Source organism: Paraburkholderia sp. Ac-20347 (assembly GCF_017104805.1).
Lineage (GTDB): Bacteria > Pseudomonadota > Gammaproteobacteria > Burkholderiales > Burkholderiaceae > Paraburkholderia > Paraburkholderia tropica.
Genome location: NZ_JAAGPN010000166.1, coordinates 1 through 17,961 on the forward strand (window position 1 = coordinate 1; position 17,961 = coordinate 17,961).

The 17,961-nt window shown below is 58.5% G+C and carries 13 protein-coding genes and 1 pseudogene; 2 read left to right on the forward strand and 12 right to left on the reverse strand.

From position 1 onward, the window contains the following. Positions 1 to 136 precede the first annotated feature (136 nt). The 7 genes from G3N97_RS25880 to iolE form a co-directional block, all read right to left on the reverse strand. Entirely contained in the window at positions 137 to 877 is a 741-nt protein-coding gene (locus G3N97_RS25880) for an SDR family NAD(P)-dependent oxidoreductase (RefSeq protein WP_205995918.1), read from the reverse strand. 96 nt (positions 878 to 973) lie between these two features. Continuing rightward, a complete protein-coding gene (locus G3N97_RS25885; protein WP_205995919.1) occupies positions 974 to 2,851 on the reverse strand; it encodes a thiamine pyrophosphate-dependent enzyme in 1,878 nt (625 codons plus the stop codon). A gap of 50 nt (positions 2,852 to 2,901) precedes the next feature. After that, positions 2,902 to 4,086 (reverse strand): M24 family metallopeptidase, encoded by a 1,185-nt coding sequence (locus G3N97_RS25890; protein ID WP_205995920.1) that lies wholly within the window; start codon positions 4,084 to 4,086, stop codon positions 2,902 to 2,904. A 34-nt stretch (positions 4,087 to 4,120) separates the two neighbouring features. After that, entirely contained in the window at positions 4,121 to 5,449 is a 1,329-nt protein-coding gene (locus G3N97_RS25895; RefSeq protein WP_205995921.1) for an MFS transporter, read from the reverse strand. 68 nt (positions 5,450 to 5,517) lie between these two features. After that, positions 5,518 to 6,285 (reverse strand): HpcH/HpaI aldolase/citrate lyase family protein, encoded by a 768-nt coding sequence (locus G3N97_RS25900; protein WP_205995922.1) that lies wholly within the window; start codon positions 6,283 to 6,285, stop codon positions 5,518 to 5,520. An 83-nt stretch (positions 6,286 to 6,368) separates the two neighbouring features. Then, complete coding sequence (locus G3N97_RS25905) at positions 6,369 to 7,583, reverse strand: mandelate racemase/muconate lactonizing enzyme family protein (RefSeq protein ID WP_205995923.1); 1,215 nt, start codon at positions 7,581 to 7,583, stop codon at positions 6,369 to 6,371. Positions 7,584 to 7,707: 124 nt separating this feature from the next. Continuing rightward, positions 7,708 to 8,634 carry a myo-inosose-2 dehydratase gene (iolE, locus tag G3N97_RS25910; protein WP_205995924.1) on the reverse strand — a complete coding sequence of 309 codons (927 nt, stop codon included), beginning with the start codon at positions 8,632 to 8,634 and terminating at the stop codon, positions 7,708 to 7,710. A 137-nt stretch (positions 8,635 to 8,771) separates the two neighbouring features. On the opposite strand from iolE, the gene G3N97_RS25915 reads away from it, so the two are divergent. Further along, on the forward strand, positions 8,772 to 9,470 hold the full coding sequence (locus tag G3N97_RS25915; RefSeq protein ID WP_205995925.1) for an FCD domain-containing protein: 699 nt from the start codon (positions 8,772 to 8,774) through the stop codon (positions 9,468 to 9,470). A 56-nt stretch (positions 9,471 to 9,526) separates the two neighbouring features. On the opposite strand, the gene G3N97_RS25920 is transcribed toward G3N97_RS25915, so the two are convergent. The 5 genes from G3N97_RS25920 to G3N97_RS25940 form a co-directional block, all read right to left on the reverse strand. Next, the gene (locus G3N97_RS25920; RefSeq protein ID WP_205995926.1) at positions 9,527 to 10,921 is read right to left on the reverse strand and encodes a carbohydrate porin; all 1,395 of its coding nucleotides are present in this window, start codon (positions 10,919 to 10,921) and stop codon (positions 9,527 to 9,529) included. A 124-nt stretch (positions 10,922 to 11,045) separates the two neighbouring features. Continuing rightward, entirely contained in the window at positions 11,046 to 12,359 is a 1,314-nt protein-coding gene (locus tag G3N97_RS25925) for a cytochrome c (RefSeq protein ID WP_205995927.1), read from the reverse strand. A 5-nt stretch (positions 12,360 to 12,364) separates the two neighbouring features. Continuing rightward, positions 12,365 to 14,137, reverse strand: coding sequence for a GMC family oxidoreductase (locus tag G3N97_RS40205; RefSeq protein ID WP_205995928.1), 1,773 nt, complete (start codon positions 14,135 to 14,137; stop codon positions 12,365 to 12,367). Positions 14,138 to 14,155: 18 nt separating this feature from the next. Continuing rightward, entirely contained in the window at positions 14,156 to 14,881 is a 726-nt protein-coding gene (locus tag G3N97_RS25935) for a gluconate 2-dehydrogenase subunit 3 family protein (protein WP_205995929.1), read from the reverse strand. 335 nt (positions 14,882 to 15,216) lie between these two features. Next, a complete protein-coding gene (locus G3N97_RS25940; protein ID WP_205995930.1) occupies positions 15,217 to 16,236 on the reverse strand; it encodes a LacI family DNA-binding transcriptional regulator in 1,020 nt (339 codons plus the stop codon). A 1,424-nt stretch (positions 16,237 to 17,660) separates the two neighbouring features. Between G3N97_RS25940 and G3N97_RS25945 the strand changes: the two are divergent. Beyond that, positions 17,661 to 17,834, forward strand: a pseudogene (locus G3N97_RS25945) (transposase); the annotation flags it as partial. Positions 17,835 to 17,961: the final 127 nt, after the last annotated feature.

Below are 17,961 nucleotides of genomic sequence, written 5' to 3' on the forward strand. Positions count from 1 at the left end.
GCTCGTTGCATAGCCGGACCGCCTCGCGTTTGAATTCGTCGGTGAAGTGCCTTCTTGTTCTGCTCATTCCATCCTCTCAGGATTACGTCAGCTTAGCTGATGTGTCCGGGAGAACAGGGGAAGGCCAGTCCAATGCTCACATTGCTTGTCGCCCCCCATCCACCGGTAGAAATACACCGGTGATAAAAGACGACGCTGGCTCCGCGAGAAACAGCGTCGCGAGTGCACAATCACGTGCACTCGCCATTCGATTCATCGGCTGACGCCGCTTCAGCATCTCATAGTGCGTCGCAGGGTCCGCCTGTATGTCTGCATGCGCATAGGTCATCGGAGTGTCGATCACGCCCGGGCACACCGCATTGACGCGAACCCCAAAAGGAGCCAACTCAGCGGCCAACGCACGCGTCACGCCAGTCATCCCGGCTTTTGACGCTGTGTAAGCCACGGCGCCTTCAAGCCCGCTGAGCGACGTGATTGACGCCATATTGATGATCGAACCCCGCCGGGCGAACTTCATTGCAGGAGCAAGGCGTCGGGTCAACTGGATCGCCGAACCCAGATTGACTTCGATCGCAGACCGGAAAATGTCTTCGGTCGTTTCTTCCAGCGTTCCCCTAATCGTGGAGCCAGCGTTGTTCACTAGAATCTGGACCGCGCCCCCCGCGAGCTCCTGCGCCCAGGCCGCCAGACGATCAAGATCGGCCGACTTCGTGACATCGCCGCGGTGCACATGTACTCGCGAGCCCAATTCGTCCGCGGTGGCACCTAAAGTATGCGCGTCCAGGTCATTTAACACGACGACCGCACCCTCCGCATGAAAGACACGCGCGATCTCCGCCCCCACTCCACTCCCCGCGCCAGTGATAACTGCGGTCATACCGTCTAACCGGTTGCTCGGCCGATGAGGAGGGGAATAACTCAATTCATGCTTTCCGTGCACGATAAGTCCTCGCTGAAAGTGGCACAGCACAATTTAGACAAACCACCGATGTTGAGCCGCCTTTTCCTTGAACACCTGACGGTGCGCGAGCAGCGGCTCCGGCTGACTCGCGTCGGGCGAGCCAATTTCCCACCAAGCCCCCGAACCAAACGGCAACGCTTCGAGATTGGTGTGTGCTGCGATGAGAACCGGCCCGTCAAGCTTAGCGGAGCTGGCCAGTGCATCACGCAGTTCCTCGCGCGAATGGACTTCGAATGCATGCGCACCAAGGGAGCGCGCATTGGCGGCATAGTCGACCTGAACATATTCGCCAGTCAGGCCAAGATCGCCTTCGACCTTGCGCCGGAATTGCGTGCCAAACTCAACACCCATATTGTTGATCTGAAAACCACGAATGCATTGCCACCCCTGATTAACGAGAACGACCACGGTGAACGACGCGCCTTCCTGCACTGCCGTCACCAGTTCCGTCGAATGACACATCAGATAAGTGCCGTCACCCACCACTGCGACGATCCGCCCCTTTGTCTGCCGGCTCAACGCATGTCCCAACGCTGCCGGCAATTCGTATCCCATGCAGCTGAAGCCGTACTCCATGTCCAGTTCACCGTGTTTGGCGGAATTCCAGACCGCATGTGCATGACCGATCGCCGTCGACGACGAAAACACGACACGATCGTTACGAGAAGTCGCATTCGCAACATCGGACACGACCTCGAAGCCCGTCAATGCGGGGCGCGACTGCCTGTCGATTTCCGCCGTCTTGCTGAGCCACTCTTCACGACCTCCCATCGCAAGATTGCGCCATTCCGGATCAGGCCGGTAATTGAGCGCTGTCAACGCGCGCGACAACCCAATCAGCCCCTCGCGCGCGTCAGCCTTCAGCGGCAGCGCCCCCATTTTTCCAAGGTCGTGCGTCGAGAGATTGATCGTTGCGACCTTGACATCCGACTGCTGAAACAAGGTGTGAGATCCGGTCAAGGTATCGGCCAGTCGCGTGCCCACCGCCAGCACGAAGTCAGCCTGACCAGCAGCCTCGTTCGCGCACGGCGCGCCGATAAATCCAACACCACCAAGATTCAACTGGACATCCCGCCCGCACGAACGCCCGGCAAGGCTTTCGACGACCGGGATACCGAACGTGTTGCTGAACTCGGCTAGCGCCTGTTCCGCGCCGGAATAGCGAACGCCTCCGCCTGCTACGATGATCGGCCGACGCGCCTTGAGCAGCGCCGATACCAGTTCAGACAGCGCCCTCACGTCGGGCTTTACGCGATCGACGTGATGCACCCGTTCGGCAAACAGCGCAGTTGGAAAATCGAAGGCCTCACCTTGCACGTCCTGGCAGACGGCAATCGTGACGGCCCCCGCATTTGCGTGATCGAGCAGCGCGGCAGTTGCGTGTGGCAACGAGTGGATTATCTGCTCGGGCCGCGTGATGCGGTCGAAGTAACGGCTGACTGGGCGCAACGTGTCGTTGGCGGATAGTCCGAAATCCTGCGGCATTTCGAGCCCTTGAAGGACCGGGCCTTGCCTTCTCGACGCGAACACGTCGCTTGGCAACAGAAGCACCGGCACCCGGTTCACAGTGGCTGTCGCAGCCCCCGTCACAAGATTCGTCGCGCCGGGTCCGAGCGACGTCGTAACCGCCAGCGTCGACAGTAAATTGTGAGACTTCGAATAACCGATCGCCGCATGCACCATGGCCTGCTCGTTCTTCCCCTGAAAGAACGCCAGATTGCATTCGCCAAGACCGAGCGCATGCCCGAAGCCGGCACCGTTCCCGTGACCGAAAATACCAAAGACGCCGCCGATCAGCGGCACCACAACGCCATCACGCGACACGCGCTGTGCCCCGAAGTAGCGAAGAATGGCCTGGGCCGTCGTCAAACGCACCGTATTGGAACTCATGTTGTCTCTCCTGTAATTGGATTCAATTAAGCGTCTTCTAAGCGGTCCTGTCAGGCGCAGACGCGCCCGCCAAGATCGAGCATGCATTGCCGCGGCTGTTCAGCAAGCAGACGAGGCCCATCGCCGGAGATCAGAAAAGTCTGTTCGATCTGCACCGACGACCCGTCCGGCCAATTACCCGCGACCTCGAGGTTCACGACCATGCCTGCAACCAGCATCTGATCGATTGAGTAGGAGCTCAGACCGTCACGCACATGCTGATCAGTCGGCTTGCCGAAGAACGGCCACTCCCTGATTGACGTGCCAAGACCGTGCCCTTGCGCTACGAGGTGCACATCCGGCAGGATCGACTGCATGGCAAGCCAAGCCGAAGACGGCAGTTCTCCGGTGAGCAGACATGCCCTGCCGGCTTCCAGAACCCCGGCGGCATCTGCGTAACGCTGCGCGTCTTGTAGTGAACACGGAGCATGCAGCAAGGTCATACCAGTATCGGAGTAGTAGCCTTCAACACGCGCGCCCGCGTCGAAAAAGAGAGCGGCTGCCGAGTCTGGCGGCGCATGGTGCGCTGAAACGCCACCATCTGGCATGCCCCATACAAAGTGATCGAGTTCCGCGCCCGCCGCTGCGAGGCCCGTGGCAAACGCGCGTCGTGCTGCCTTAGGTTCTCCTCGACTCGACCACCTCGGCAAGCTCTTGTTCAGCAAGTGCTCTGTAAGCTCACATGCGCGCGTGAGGGCGCGGATCGCAGCCGGGCTTTTCACCGACTTGAGCAAACGCCAAGTGATGGAGCCGTCGACGAAACGGCAGTCCGGAAGTGCATCAATGACCCTGTCGCAGGTTTTCTGACTGAGAGCCTGCTGCTCCCATCCAATGGTCTTGCCTGCTAGGCCCATGGTGCGCAGTAGCGCCACGAGCGCCGCTTCGGGATCGCTATATGGCTGGCCACGCCCGAACAACAGCAGCCACGCCGGGCGACAGGCCGACGCATCCGCTGCGACGACCGCGTTCGCGACGAGCCCCACGCTGCAGTCCGGCATAACAACGGCATAACCGGCTCGAGGTGAATTGTCACCGAAAGGGCTCGACATCCAGGTCATCATTTTTTCGTCGAGCCATGTGCGATGACCACTTGCCACGAACACGGAATCGCTGCTGCATGCAAGTAACGCGTCGGCTGGGCAAGCCGCGAACAAGCGCCTGAGTGCCTGACTGTCAAGATAGCCGCCCGTAGTCATCGCAGCGTGATCCGGGCGACCGGCGCGGTCTGCATCATGCATCGTATGCCTCGTTTGCCGCGACGGAGCCAGTCAGGCGACGCCTGCTGCGATTCCACCACATCAGCGCGAACACGACGACCAATGCAGAAGGAATCATGCCAATAAAGCGGAACGAGAAGCTCGCAGCCTGGTGCATCACGTCCTGCAACTGCTGTTGCGTCATCGCCGCCAGCGCTTTCGCTCCACCTGCCGCATCGAGTTTCGCGCGATCGATGATGCCCCCTAGAATCGGCAGTGCGACATAGATAGAAATCGATCCAGCCGCCCCCATCAGGCCAACACCTAGTGCCCCGGCGCGTGGATAGCGATCCGTAGCGACCGACAACATGACGGGCCAGATATAACAGATCCCCAAGCCCCAAATCGTCGCAGCTACCAGTGCCGACAACGGTGAATTCGCGTAGCCGAGCCCGATCAGCCCTACCGCGCACAACACCGAAGACAGGAGCAGCAGACCCTCGACTGACAGGCGGCGTTCGAAAAATCCCGCGAAATGCCGTCCCACAAATTGCAGCAGCGCTACATAGACAATGATCAGGATGCCGCGCATGCCGACAACGCTGGATAGTGTCACGTCGATCCATTCACGCGGCGCGATCTCCATCGTCGACGTGAACAGCATGATCGCAAACCACAGGAAAAAGCTGGGACGCTTTAGCAATTCGGCACATTGCCCACGAAAGTCGACCCCGAGCGCAATGCTCGTCGAGCCGGAAAATCGGCGTCCCATTAGCATTGCCAAATAGATGGCAGCGAACACGGCGATTAGTGCAAACAGCACGTACCATGTTTTTCCTTCGCTAAACTCGATCACCGACAAGACTCCACCGGCAATGAGACCAGCTGGGTAGTAAGCGTGGAGCATGCTCATGTAATGGGTCGACCCTTCTGGAAACAGAGTGCCCATCAACGGATTAACCGTGCCCTCCACGACCGCATGCGCGGCCCCGCCCAGGAACATACCGGCGAGAATGACCCAATAGACTTCGCTCGAACCGGAAAAGATTCCGCAAGTCGTCAACGCGACACTCGACGCAGTAAACAGCAAGCCGGACAACACCAGCATCGGCTTCATTCCGAGCTTGTCCAGCAAAACGCTGCATCCTACCAGCAAGATCGTATAACCGAGGAACGAGCTGCCCAATGCAGTGGCAATCATCGTCGCTGAGTGCAGCCTGTCGAGCGGATCCAGATAGATGCGCTGCAGATTCGCCGCAAGGCCCGCGCAAAGTGAATCGCTAAGGCCGGAGGTGAACATCGCCAACAGGGCAACGATGAACTGACCTCGCACACCTTGACGCTCTAGACCATTCCTGGACATTTTTTTCGTCTCCTATTTGCTTTTTTGTGGCGGCACCCGCTGCTTGTCACGGGCGGTGTCTAACTTCCTTAACGGAACTGTTTCAGGTTCGCGTCGAGCGACTGACGTAACAACCCGATGTCGAGACCCACCGCGACGAATTGCGCACCGAGCTCCAGATAGGTAGATGCGCGGCCTGCATCGGGCATGAGAATGCCAGGCGCTTTACCTGCCGCACGAATCCGGACGATGGCATCGCGAATCGCTGATTCCACCTCCGGGTGTGCGGAATTGCCAGGATGCCCGAGACTTGCCGACAGATCGCCTGGGCCGATGAATATGCCGTCGACGCCCTCGACAGCTGCGATCGATTCGATCTCGGCCAACGCCTCGCGTGTCTCGACTTGTACCAACACGCAAATGGACTCGTGAGCGTGGTGCACGTAGCTTGCGTCTCGCCCAAAATTTGACGCCCGCATTGCACCGCTGACGCCCCGAATCCCAAACGGTGGGTAGCGGGTTGCCGCGACCGCCGTCCGCGCCTCCTCGGCGTTCTGGACGAAGGGCAGCATGAGGTTCTGCGTCCCGATATCCAGATACCGCTTGATCAGAACCGGGTCGTTCCATGCCGGCCGCACCACTGGCGCAGTCCGCACATTACCGCCCGGCATCGCGGCCGATGCTGCCTGCAATTGCACAACCATTTCCGGCACGTCGGTCGGCGTATGCTCGGTGTCAAGCAGCATCCAGTCGTAGCCAGCACCGGCCAGGAATTCGGTAATATACGGCGCTGGAATTGAAGACCAGATTCCAATCTGGGGCTTGCCTTCTTTCAGGGCCTGCTTGAAGTGATTCATCGTGCTCGCCTATCTAATCAGTGATCAACGGGTTGCTAACGGGTTCGAGGCTCAAGGCATGGCTTGTGGTGTGAACTGATGCATCAGTGCGCTCGCGGCGCTCCACTAACCCGCATGACGAGGTCTTCGCGACCGCGAATTGACGGATGGAGTTCGGTTCCGAGTCCTGGTGCTGTCGGCGCAAGAGCTTGACCGGCACGCAAGATTGGAAGATCCGTGACCAGGTCGCGATACCAGGTCGCAAGCGTCGCGCGCACGACTTCCTGGAAGATTGCCGTTGGCGCATGCAGCGCCAGATGCAGCCCCGCCATCAGCGTGACGGGGCCGGTGCAATCGTGCGGCGCGAGCGGCTTCGCGTAGATACCCGCCAATGCGGCGATCTTGCGGCCTTCGCTGAGTCCGCCGCACCAAGCCAGATCAAGCATGACGACATCAATCGCATCGGCCGCCAGCAAATCCTTGTATTGCCGCGCGCTGCCGAGCGTTTCACTACCGCAGATCGGCGTGCGCGTCTGCCGGCGCAGATCGGCGAGCGCGATGGGGTCGTCCATTTTGCAGATGGGATCTTCGGCCCAGAACACATTGAATTCTTCAAGCGCACGGCAGATGCGCGACGCAGCGTGAGTACCGAAGAGACTGTGCAACTCGCACATGATTTCGATCCTGTCGCCGACGGCTTGGCGGATTTTTCTGAATGGATCGAGGCCTTCTTTCAACTGCGACAGCGTCAACATCTGACCATTGCTCGCTGGTGCAAACACGTCGAACGGCCAGATCTTCATCGCGCTGTAGCCTTCTTCAACGAGACTTTCAGCAAGCGCACCCGCGTCGCGCATGAATGCGATCTGATCGTCGTACGGCCCAGCTGCTTTGTCGCTCTGTCCAATATCGCGACGGGCCGACCCGCCCGTATTGAAGCGATAGCCAGCACATGTGTTGTAGACGGGAATGGACTCGCGAACCCGGCCGCCGAGCGCAGTGACGGTCGGAACGCCTTGGCGCTTGCCAGCGAGGTCCCATAGTGCGATATCGATCGCACTGGCGGCGCGGGTTTCTGCACTACTGCTGTTAAATCCCAGATACGGCGTCATCAGGTGATACGAGATCGCTTCGATCTGTTGCGCGTCACGACCGATGAGCCATGGCGCGACCTGGCTGTGCAGAACAGCTTCAACTACCTCGGCGCCGCGAAACGATTCGCCGAGGCCGACAAGACCATCATCGGTTTCGAGTTCCACCCAGATGAGATTCGGATGCTCATGGATGCGGAGCGTGCGAAGCGCGGTGACTGTAGACATAGATTCACTTTCCGTGTGTAGACCAAGAACCCGATCAGGTATGGATCAAGTATCTTTGGGCTCGCGAATCCCCGTCAACGATCAGTAAAATCTGTATGACAGCCTCAGCTGCAAGGGGTAAATCTCAGCAATGCGCGACCGCGTCGACGATCAAGCGAAGCGTGCGAAAGCCTTTGTCGGCATATGTGTAGCTGGGGGCGACCGCCGGATCCTGCTCGGCCTCCACCACCAGCCAGCCCTGGTAGCCGTGCTCTCGCAACACGTCAATCAACGGCGCGAAATCGATGTCGCCATCACCCGGCACGGTGAATGCTCCCTGCAAGACAGCGGTTAGAAAACTCCAGTCGCGGTTGCGGGCTTCTGCCAGGATCGGCGCGCGGACATCCTTGCAATGCACGTGACGCACTCTGTCGATGTGCCGCCGCAGCATCTCGAGTGGGTCGCCCCCGCCGAAACGGATATGTCCGGTGTCAAACGCGAGGCCCACGTCATCACAAGTGCCCGCCATCAGGCGGTCTATCTCATCAGGCGACTCGACATAGGCTCCCATGTGATGGTGATACGCAAGCCGCAACCCGCGATCGGCAAGGCGTGTGGAAAAATCGCTGAGGCGCGCGCAATATCCGGCGAAGGCATTCGCGGAATCGAAGCGCGGACGCATGGAAAGCGGAACCTCGATGCGCCCCTGCACTGAATCCGCGACTTCGCCGTAGACCAGCACATCGCAACCGAGATCTACGAGTAGATCGGCGTGCGACGAGACGGCTTGCCATTCCTGCTCGACGGAGCGCTCCGCGAGCCGCCCGGAGTACCAGCCGGACACCAGGCGCAAGCGGTATTGCTCCAAGATCCCGGCAAGCGTGGCACGGTTGCGAGGAAAACGCCCTCCCAGTTCGAACCCCTCGTAGCCGATCTTCTGACCGTCGCTAAGCATAGTCTCCAGCGTCGTATCGGTGCCCAGCGACGGCAGATCATCGTTGCACCATCCGATCGGACTTGCGCCAATTCTCACGTTGAACTGCGTTTGCGAAGCTCGCACTACGTCTTGCATGATGGCCGTCCTTTGACAAATTTCAATATCGGGTCGGACAGGTTAGAGCAGCCACCGCATTCTTGTCATGACAATTGAAATCTGTTATACAGCTTTCTGGATACTTCATTCCGACAGCCGAACCAAGACCCGTTCCCGTGACCCAAGACTCGCAACCGCTTCTGCTGAGCCACCGTGCGTACGATCGTCTGCTCGCGCTACTATCGGACGGCCAATACGCCGCCAACGACCGTTTGCCCAGCGAAGAACGTCTCGCATCGGAGCTGAGAATCTCGCGACCGGTGCTGCGTCAGGCGCTCGAGCGCCTGAGACTCGAAAAGCGAATCTATTCGCGCAAGGGCTCCGGACACTATGTGAGCCCCGCCAATCTCGCCACACCCGCGATCGCCTACAGTGGCCTCACCAGCATCCCCGATGTCCGCGATTTTCTGACCTTCCGCATGTCCATCGAGATGGAGTGCGCAGCGCTGGCTGCGCAATCAGATCCAATGCATCACGACGCAGTAAAGGTCGCCCATCTCGCAATGAAGAAAGCACTCGGCACCGGGCAATCCAGCATCGACGAGGACCTGGCTTTTCATGTTTCGATCGCCCGCGCGAGCGGCAATCGCTTCTATTCACTGACGATGGATTCGATTGCCGAGCAGATGCGCTTTAGCATTCGACTGATACGCGATCTGTCCCAGCAAACGATCTCAGAGCGCAAGTCCGATATCATCCTCGAGCACGAAGAAATCACCGAGGCCATCTCGGCACGCGAACCCGAGCGGGCACGTCAGGCGATGAAGGCTCATTTGCTCGGTGGAAAGTCCCGCCTGTTCGGAGACCGTGGCTAATTCGCGGATTGGGACGGTCCCACCCGGCCTCAACGAAGCGCTCAAGCCAGCGCGTATCAGAACGACACCGACGTGCGCAGGCCCACAAAAAGCGCATTAGCATTCTGCGTGCTACCGCCCGGATGCATCGTGTACTGTAGCGACGGTTGCAGCGATACCGAGCGGATCACCTGCAGGTCGTAATAGAGCTCCGATACGTACTCATAGCCATGGCCCAGCTGCGAAGTGTCGTCGGGATTCGCTGCGTTGTACTCGGCCTGATACATTGCATACCGACTATTGATGTGCGTCGCGGCAAAGCCGAGGCCGATCCGGTCGCCCGTACGATGCAATGGATTCTGATACTCGAACGACACGGTCATCTGCCGGTCAAGCTCAGACGTCGCTCGATCGCCCATCACCCCACGGACTCCGACTGTGAGTCCTTCGCCCCCGCTCTCGCCGGTCAGTTGTTGCGATATCGCGATCCACGCGTTGAAGCTGGTGCCCGACCGACGCGCCGCCAACCCGGTCAGCGCCCGCTGATTGCCGTCGACATCGAGTAGCAGATCCGGCATGCCTCCCGTATTGAGCATCGCGCCGATACGATAACTGCCCTTGCGGCCACCGAAGGTCGGAGTCCAGCCGAACTCCAGCGGCAGCACAACGCCGTCGGTTCCGCGCGGATTCGTCGGCTTCCAGGCATTGTCCTGCTCCCAATTGTTGTCGTAGTACGTCGGATTCTGCTGATATGCACCGAACTGCACGAATGTGGAGGCCGTGGTGTGCACCAGCGCATTCGCCATCCAGACGCTTCCTGGATAGCTCATCCAGTAGTTGCCGTACAGGTTGGGACCTTGCGGGCCACACAGCGCGAGATTCTGGAAGTTACACGGCGCGACGTCGTAGTGATTACCTTCGCTGTCTCGTCCTACTGTCACGTCTAAACGCCCGTCGAAGAACGCCCTGTCGAGCGTCAGCTTGGTGAGCCAGACAGTCTGTCCTCGCCCGTACACTTCCTGCGACTGTTGCGTCGAACCGATGTTGGCGTCCGGATCGACGCTTCGACCGAAGCGGTCCGTAACGATCATCGAGAACGTCGTGTGGCGAATCCCCCAGAGTCGGTTTAGATCCAGCGTAATGTTCGCCGCGAGCTGGCTGGCGGCGCGGGTTAGCCGGTCGTCGCCACCAGAGAAGTTGTGCGATAACTCGTTGGTGAAGGAGAAGTCGAATTGCGCGCCACGGTCGGCCAATGAGTCCCGCTCGCCTCCCCAATTTCCGAACAGATATGGCGAGTCGGCGAAATCGGTTGCATGCGCTGCAGCGGGTGCGCCGACTGCGAAGGCTAGCCCCAGACCACACAGAAGCTTCGAAGGGAGGGTCTGCAAATTTGAAAAGACAGCAGATAACGGCGTATATCGTTGACCACCGGCACGATGAGCCAACGTCTCGATTGGCGATTTCTTTTTCACAATTTGATGTCGCGCGATGGGAAAGACGTGCTCCGATGACACATCCGGAGCACGTCTCTACGTTTTGAAATGAAAAGCGGGGGACACACGGCAAAACATGTGCATCACCATCGCCTCACAACGACTAGTTCCGCCCGATCGGCATCGAGAACTTGCTGCTTTGGCGGGCGTTCTGAACTTCCTGCGCCGTCACTGCAGGTGCTGAATTGCCCCAGCTGTTACGAACGTAGGTGAGGATTGCGGCAATCTGAGAATCGGTCAGTTTCCAGTCAAACGCGGGCATGCCTGCGCCGGTCACAAAAGTTTGAGTGTGAGCGGCACGCGCACCGCCCAGCACCACGTTGATGAGTTCGGTCGCGTCATCGCCCTGCAGAGCGTGATTCCCGGCAAAAGTCGTAATCATGTTGGGCACGCCTTCCCCGCCAGGGCCATGACACGCCGAGCATTGCGCTTCGTATTGCAGCTTGCCTCGCGACATCTGCTGGTCGTCGGCGGAATTGCCGGTCGCCGCCGTGGACGCGTTACCGGGCAACGACTTCAGGTAAGCCGCGATGGCCTTCAGGTCGGCGTCGTCCAGATACTGCGTGGAGTTCTCGATCGCTTCGGCCATCGGACCTGCTGCGACGGACTGACCGTCAGCACCGTTCTTCAGGTACGCGGCGACCGCTTCGACCGACCGGTGGCCGAGACCTACATGCGGGTTGTTCGTGATGTTGGGCGCATACCACTTTCCGAGGCTGCCGCCCTGAAGCGTGCGGTCGGCAATCGGACCGCCCAGCGAGTTGCGCGGCGTATGACATGCCTCGCAGTGACCGGCACCGTCCACCAGATAATGCCCACGGTTCCATTCGACGCTTTTGCTCGGGTCCTCCGCAAAGCCCTTGTTGTCGAAGAACAGCAGGTTCCATCCAGCCATCGCCAGCCGTTGGTTGTAAGGGAAGCGAAGGCCCGCGAGTTCATGCACCTCGTTACTTACCGGCTTGACCGTCGTAAAGTATGCCCACAGGGCGTCCATATCTTGACGGCTCATCTTCACATAGTTGGTATACGGCATGGCCGGATACAGGAAACCGTGCTGCCCCTGACCTTGGCGGACTGCATTGAAGAAATCACGCTCCGTCATGTTGCCGATGCCTGTGTCGCGGTCCGGCGTGATGTTCGAGGAGACGATCGCACCGAACGGCGTGTCTATGCTGTAGCCGCCCGCAAAATCGCCGCTTTTCGCTGTGTGACAAGCTGCGCAGTCTGCGGCGCGCATGACGTAGGCGCCACGCTTGATCAATGCGACGTCGGTCACTTTCGCATTAGCCAGAGCTACCGTGTTGTCAACTCCATCCGACCTGCTGGTGGTATTCGCGCGCCACGTCAACCCCAACATGATGGCGGCAACGACGACTACACAGCCGCCCAGACCATAAAAGATCTTCTTCTTTGCCATTCTTGTTACGCCTTGACCAGAGCACCGGGATTGCGGACATACTTCTCGTGGATTGCACGCGCAGCCTTAATAGCCAGTGCGCCGACAGTCGCGGTCGGGTTGTATCCGCCGTTGTTCGGAAACGCAGAGCCGCCCACGACGAACACGTTGTGCACATCCCAGCTTTGTAGATCCGGATTCAATGCACTGGTCTTCGGGTCGGCGCCCATAACAGCGCCGCCTTGCGTATGGCTGGAGTTCTGGTCATTGGGATTCCAATGCTTGCTTGCGGAGTTGAACGGCGAAATATGCTTCGCGCCCATCGCCTTTCCGATTTCCACAGAGCGTTCCTGGATAAACGCAGCCATCCGACGGTCGTTGTCGTTGAAGTCGAAGGTCAGGCGCAGCAGCGGTACGCCCCATTTGTCCTTGTAGCTGGGATCCAGCGATAAGTACGACGTCCGGGACGGCATCGAGGTGCCCTGACCGAAAATGATCCCGTAGTTCTGGTAGTACTTCGCGTAGCCCTTCTTCCAGCCACTGCCCCAACGCGGCACGTCCGACGGCAACGAATCAGAGCGACCGATCGGCATGCCCTCGCGCGACACCGTAAGTAGCCCCGCGCCACCGACGAAATCAAGCTTCGAATGATCGAAGTTGTCGCCGTTGTAGTCGTCGACCTGGATGCCGAGCCCCCCCGCACCGATAAACGGATTCAGCGTTTCGTTCTCAAACCAGATGTTGGCGCCCGAGCAGGTCTGGTAGTTGTAGTTCTTTCCAACCGTGCCTGCCCCAGTGCTTGGGTCGTACGCCTGACCAATGCCGCTCAATAGCATCAGGCGTACGTTGTCGAACGTATAAGAAGTCACACAAACGATGTCGGCAGGCTGGAACACCGTGTTGCCAGCTTCGTCGTAGTAGGTCACGCCGGTCGCGGTCTTGCCGTCCGGCGTCTTCTCGATCTTGTGCACATAACCACGCGTAACCAGTGTGAAATTCTTGCGGCGCATCAGGGCAGGAATCACGCAGGCCTGCGGCGACGATTTCGAAAAGTTGCCGCAACCGTGGAACATGCAGTAGCCACAGTAGGTACACGGCGCCATGTTGACACCGAGAGGATTCAGATAGGCGGAGCCCGCATTCGCAATCGGAATGTAGAACGGATGCAGGCCCATCTTCGCCGTTGATTCGCGGTACAGCTCCATCAGACGCGTTTCTTTAAGCGCTGGAGTCGGATAGTCACGCGAGCGCGGGCCTTCGAACGGATTGCCCTGCTTCTGGATCCTGCCTTGGATATTGCCCGCTACCCCGGAGATGCCCGCAATCCGTTCGAAGCGGTCGTAATACGGCTCGAGATCCTGATAAGTGATGCCCCAGTCCTGAACCATCAGGTCGGGGTCCATCTTGTTCTTGCCATAACGCTCGACCGTTGCCGAGTACGCGCGAAAATCCCACTCGGTGAAGCGCCACGCCATCCCAGCCCAGTGAAAGCCCGCGCCGCCAACGGATTTTCCCATTTGGAATGCACTTTGACCCCGCGTCGGCACCGCAGTTTGGTCCGGTCGATTGCGGAACGTCAGCGTGTACGTATCTGGCTGCAGCAGCAGCTCTCGGCGCACGGACCACCGCAGCTCGTCGGGGTCGACGGCCGGCGGCGTGTCGGTCGACGTATCGAGCCACGGACCACGGTCAATGGCGACTACTTCCAGACCAGCGCGTGTCAACTCTTCCGCCATCAGGGAACCAGCCCAGCCCAAGCCGACAATAACGGCATCAACCTTTTTTCTCTTCGTATTCACGTTCTGTGCTCGATCGTCTTAGCTGTTCGGAATGAGGCTGATGGGAATCAGTCCAAGTGCTTGGCCTTTGCGGTCCACATAAGGGCGATAGTCGTAACGTGCCCCTGGGAAACCCACCATCTTCCAACCGGCCATATCGCGATTGCCACCATAGAGCGGGTCCGACAGATAGCCTTCGCGCACGTTCTGCAACATCAATTCGAAGAGCGCTTTGCCGCTGCCCGGTTTATCCAGGTCGAGCTTGCCAGCCTCGAGACGCGTGAGAACCGAGTCGATTTGTGCAGGGGCCAATTGCGAAATAGGCTTACCGCTTTCGCGCATAGCAGTTTGATTGAGGATCTGAAGACCGGACAGGTACTGGTCTTTACGGGTGCGTAGTTCGACCAACCCGCCCATCAGTTCCGATTCGTTGGCTTCGAGGGGACGCTGAAGATACTGATCGGCCGATGCGCCGAAAGGGCCCGCGAGCTGGGCGTCGAGAAAGTCGACGCAGCCAGCTTCACTGGCCGAAGGACCATGTTCGTCGTGTGGAATGAGCCTATCGAAGAGCGCAGTAACGGTGGCCCGGTTCGAGCCGTCGAGGACCTTCGGTTTGCCGCCGACATGCACGACGTGCGGAAGCATTTCGGGGTTGAGGCCAGTTTCAGTGGGCACACCCTTGAGTTCAGCTGCGTGCACCTTGGCGACGCCACTGGCCGCGAATGCGCCTAGCGCAAACGTGCGCAATACATTTCTTCTCTTCACGATGAGTCCTCTTACGTGGATGCCAAAACAAGAGGCACGCCACCTCGTTGGGAACGCGGCGTTTCTCTGGCGTCACCCGGCCGACTCAGACGTAAAGCGATTTCCAGGCACGAAGCCAACCCTTCCGATGTGCATCGCACATCAGAAAATCATAGGGGAAAGGGGATATTCGCAGCCGGGAGCTAGTCCCGGTCGGCGCGGTGGCACAGCGAAATCTTTCGCGTTTTCAGTAATTTAGCAGCGCAATTCTAAGCCGCGTCAACTTGACGCGCCATTGAGAATTTGACGTATTCCCTTCAAATTTCTCGTATTGGCGCGCAGCTTGGAGAAGTACGTCATTCCGGAAGATTTTCAGGAATTACGATGCGCAGTTCAGGTAACGTGTTTGGTGCAGTTTCGAGATCACCGTTCGCAAATAGCAGATGTTGAATACTGATTTGGACCTGCGCGTCCGGATCCTGGTCAATCGCAACCGACAGGATATCCGTCTCAAGCATGCGCGCATGCTCTTCGCTTGCTTCATGACTGATCCAGAAGGGGCGGCACCGTGTCCTGCCAAGGGCATCGTGAATGCCGCGTGACCCTCCACCTGTGTTATAGATCCCGATCGGCGGATCCTTCACCTGCGCGCGAGATACTGCCGAATAGGTGAGATGCTCGTCGTCGTGACATTCGATTGGACCGATGATTTCGATGCTTGGCACCAAAATTCGTAACCGCTCCGTAAAACCCTGTATCCGCTGACGATGGGCTAGGTAGCGCGTCGAGTTGGTAATGAGCAGAACCTTGCCGCTGTCTGACAAGGCGTGTGCCATAAGGCGTGCGGCGACGCGACCCGCCTTGATATTGTCGATTCCGACATAGGTTGCACCTGAAAGCGCTTCGATGTTTGTCGTCAGTAGCACTGTCGGCGTGCCTTTCTCTATCACTTCGGAGAGAGCCTCCCGCACGGGTGCCGTATCTGGCCCCACGACTATTAGGCCTTGGCGCGGCGCCTTATTAGCCTTGATCAGCCTTACCAAGTCCATTTCATTGCTCTCTCGCCAGAATCGCCGCATAAGCACAACGCGAGATTGAAAGAGCTGCGCTTGCCTCCCGAACGCCTCGGTAACACGGTGAAAGTAGTCTGCCGCAGTATCGACGATCAGAACATCGAACCGAAGAATGCCACGAATGTTGGATGGAAGAACCAGCTTGATTCCGAGTTGGCGTGCCGTTTCAAGCACTTTCTTCCGTCTGGCCTCTGATACTCCGCCGCGCTCGTTGATGACCCGGTCGACCGTACTTAGGCTGACCCCTGCCATCTGCGCAACCTCCCACAAACCGGGACGTCGCTTTTCACGTGCCTTGTCCATACCTGTTACAAAATCCTTATTATGTCGCGCTCGAAACTATAGTGGCTTGAGCAGTATCTGTGGTGGTTTTGGAGCCCAGACTCTCAAATCGTCACCTTGAAGCACCACGCAAATCCGAGGCAGATCTACCATCGCGATAGTGGGCATCGCAAAACGTGGCACTCCCCGCAGGGCAACTCTTCCAGAATCTTTCTGACCTATTTTTCTGTCGCAAAGCCCTTGTCCACAGCTGGTATAGCCGAGTCGGCGGCCCATCGCCGATGCGACCCCAACGACTCATCTTTGCCGATTTAGGATGGCTGCCCCGCGGTCAAATGGTGACGCCTACGCGGAACAGGGGGTACCTTCAATCTATCAATCTGTATAGAGACGGCCCTGCGTGTGCGCGGTGGCACCACGGGACATTTAGGACTGGTCATGCCGCTAGTAACAACTTTAGTTGAAATTTAGCTACAACTTTAATTGTCTGAGCGGACGTTCACAAAAGCAAACTTGTGTTTATCTTTGGAGCAGCCCCCTGAATCGCCGGACACAGTCTCCCGCTTAAACTAACGGGTAGGCATAAGACTGTGGTGCGACACGAAGCATGATGCCTCCGGCGGAGGCGCAGTGCATGCTCGTTTCATCATTGTTCACTCGCGGTAGCAATGCGATAGAGAACCCGCTGTACGACCAGCGGTAGCCTAGGAAGGCATTGGGAGCCGGTAACGGCTCCCGGTGAAGCCCTTCTGAAATGGGTAGTCCTAGTGCGTGTGCGGTCGTGAGATAGCACATGGAGGCTCCGAGCAGCGATGGGGCCAAGACGCGTGGCTGACCGGCACGGATAACGAATGTGAACCGTTGATAAACGTCGTCATATGCAAGGTGCCAAAGCTGCTGATAGGCATTAACCAAAATGGTGCGTGGACGGTTGCTCCGTTCACAGTTCGGAGCACGTCGTCAGCAAGGTCCACCGGCGAAAAGACGGGTCCTAACCCGGTCGTGTGATGGAACGGGAACGTGGTAAGCCCGTACAGTTGCCCACGAGGCAGACAAACCGCAAGGCGAGTTGTTGACTGTGCGGGTATGAGAAGACGGAGAAAGCGAATGCCGGGCTGTAATGGTTCGGATAGGGGTTGCAACATTACCTCACGCGAAAGCGAGCAGACTTCCGTTCGGTGTTCCAGCGCGAAGCTGTCGAAAGACTCCACAGAGGGAAGCATGAGAGAGCACCGTTCGCGGTGTCTGCGCCCTCCGCTGCGGCGGGAAAACCTCGGCAAGGCAACGCGCAGACGTCAGATTCTGGGCGTCGGTCATACATTCGTGTGGCTTTAGGAATGCTTGAGCCGTATGCAGGGAAACTTGCACGTACGGTTCTTAGGGGAGGCTGCAGCGGTGACGCTGCAGCCTTACCCGATTTTTTGACTAACACCAGGCAGGAAGTGATGGATGTATTGACGGGCCCGGAGCGTCGGCGGCGCTGGACGGCGGAACAAAAAATGGCAATGGTTCGCGAGAGCTTTGAGCCAGGAAAGTCCGTTTCGCTGGTCGCCCGGCAGCACGGCGTGAACCCCAACCAGCTGTTCCACTGGCGCAAGCTGTACCAGGGCGGGAGCCTCTGACCTTCCCCCTCAGAAGTATCCCACTGTAAAGTTAGTGGCAAGGCCGCAGGAGAAACCTTGTCATGAAGAAGTCGCGGTTCAGCGAAGAGCAGATTATCGGGGTGCTGAAGGAAGCCGATGCCGG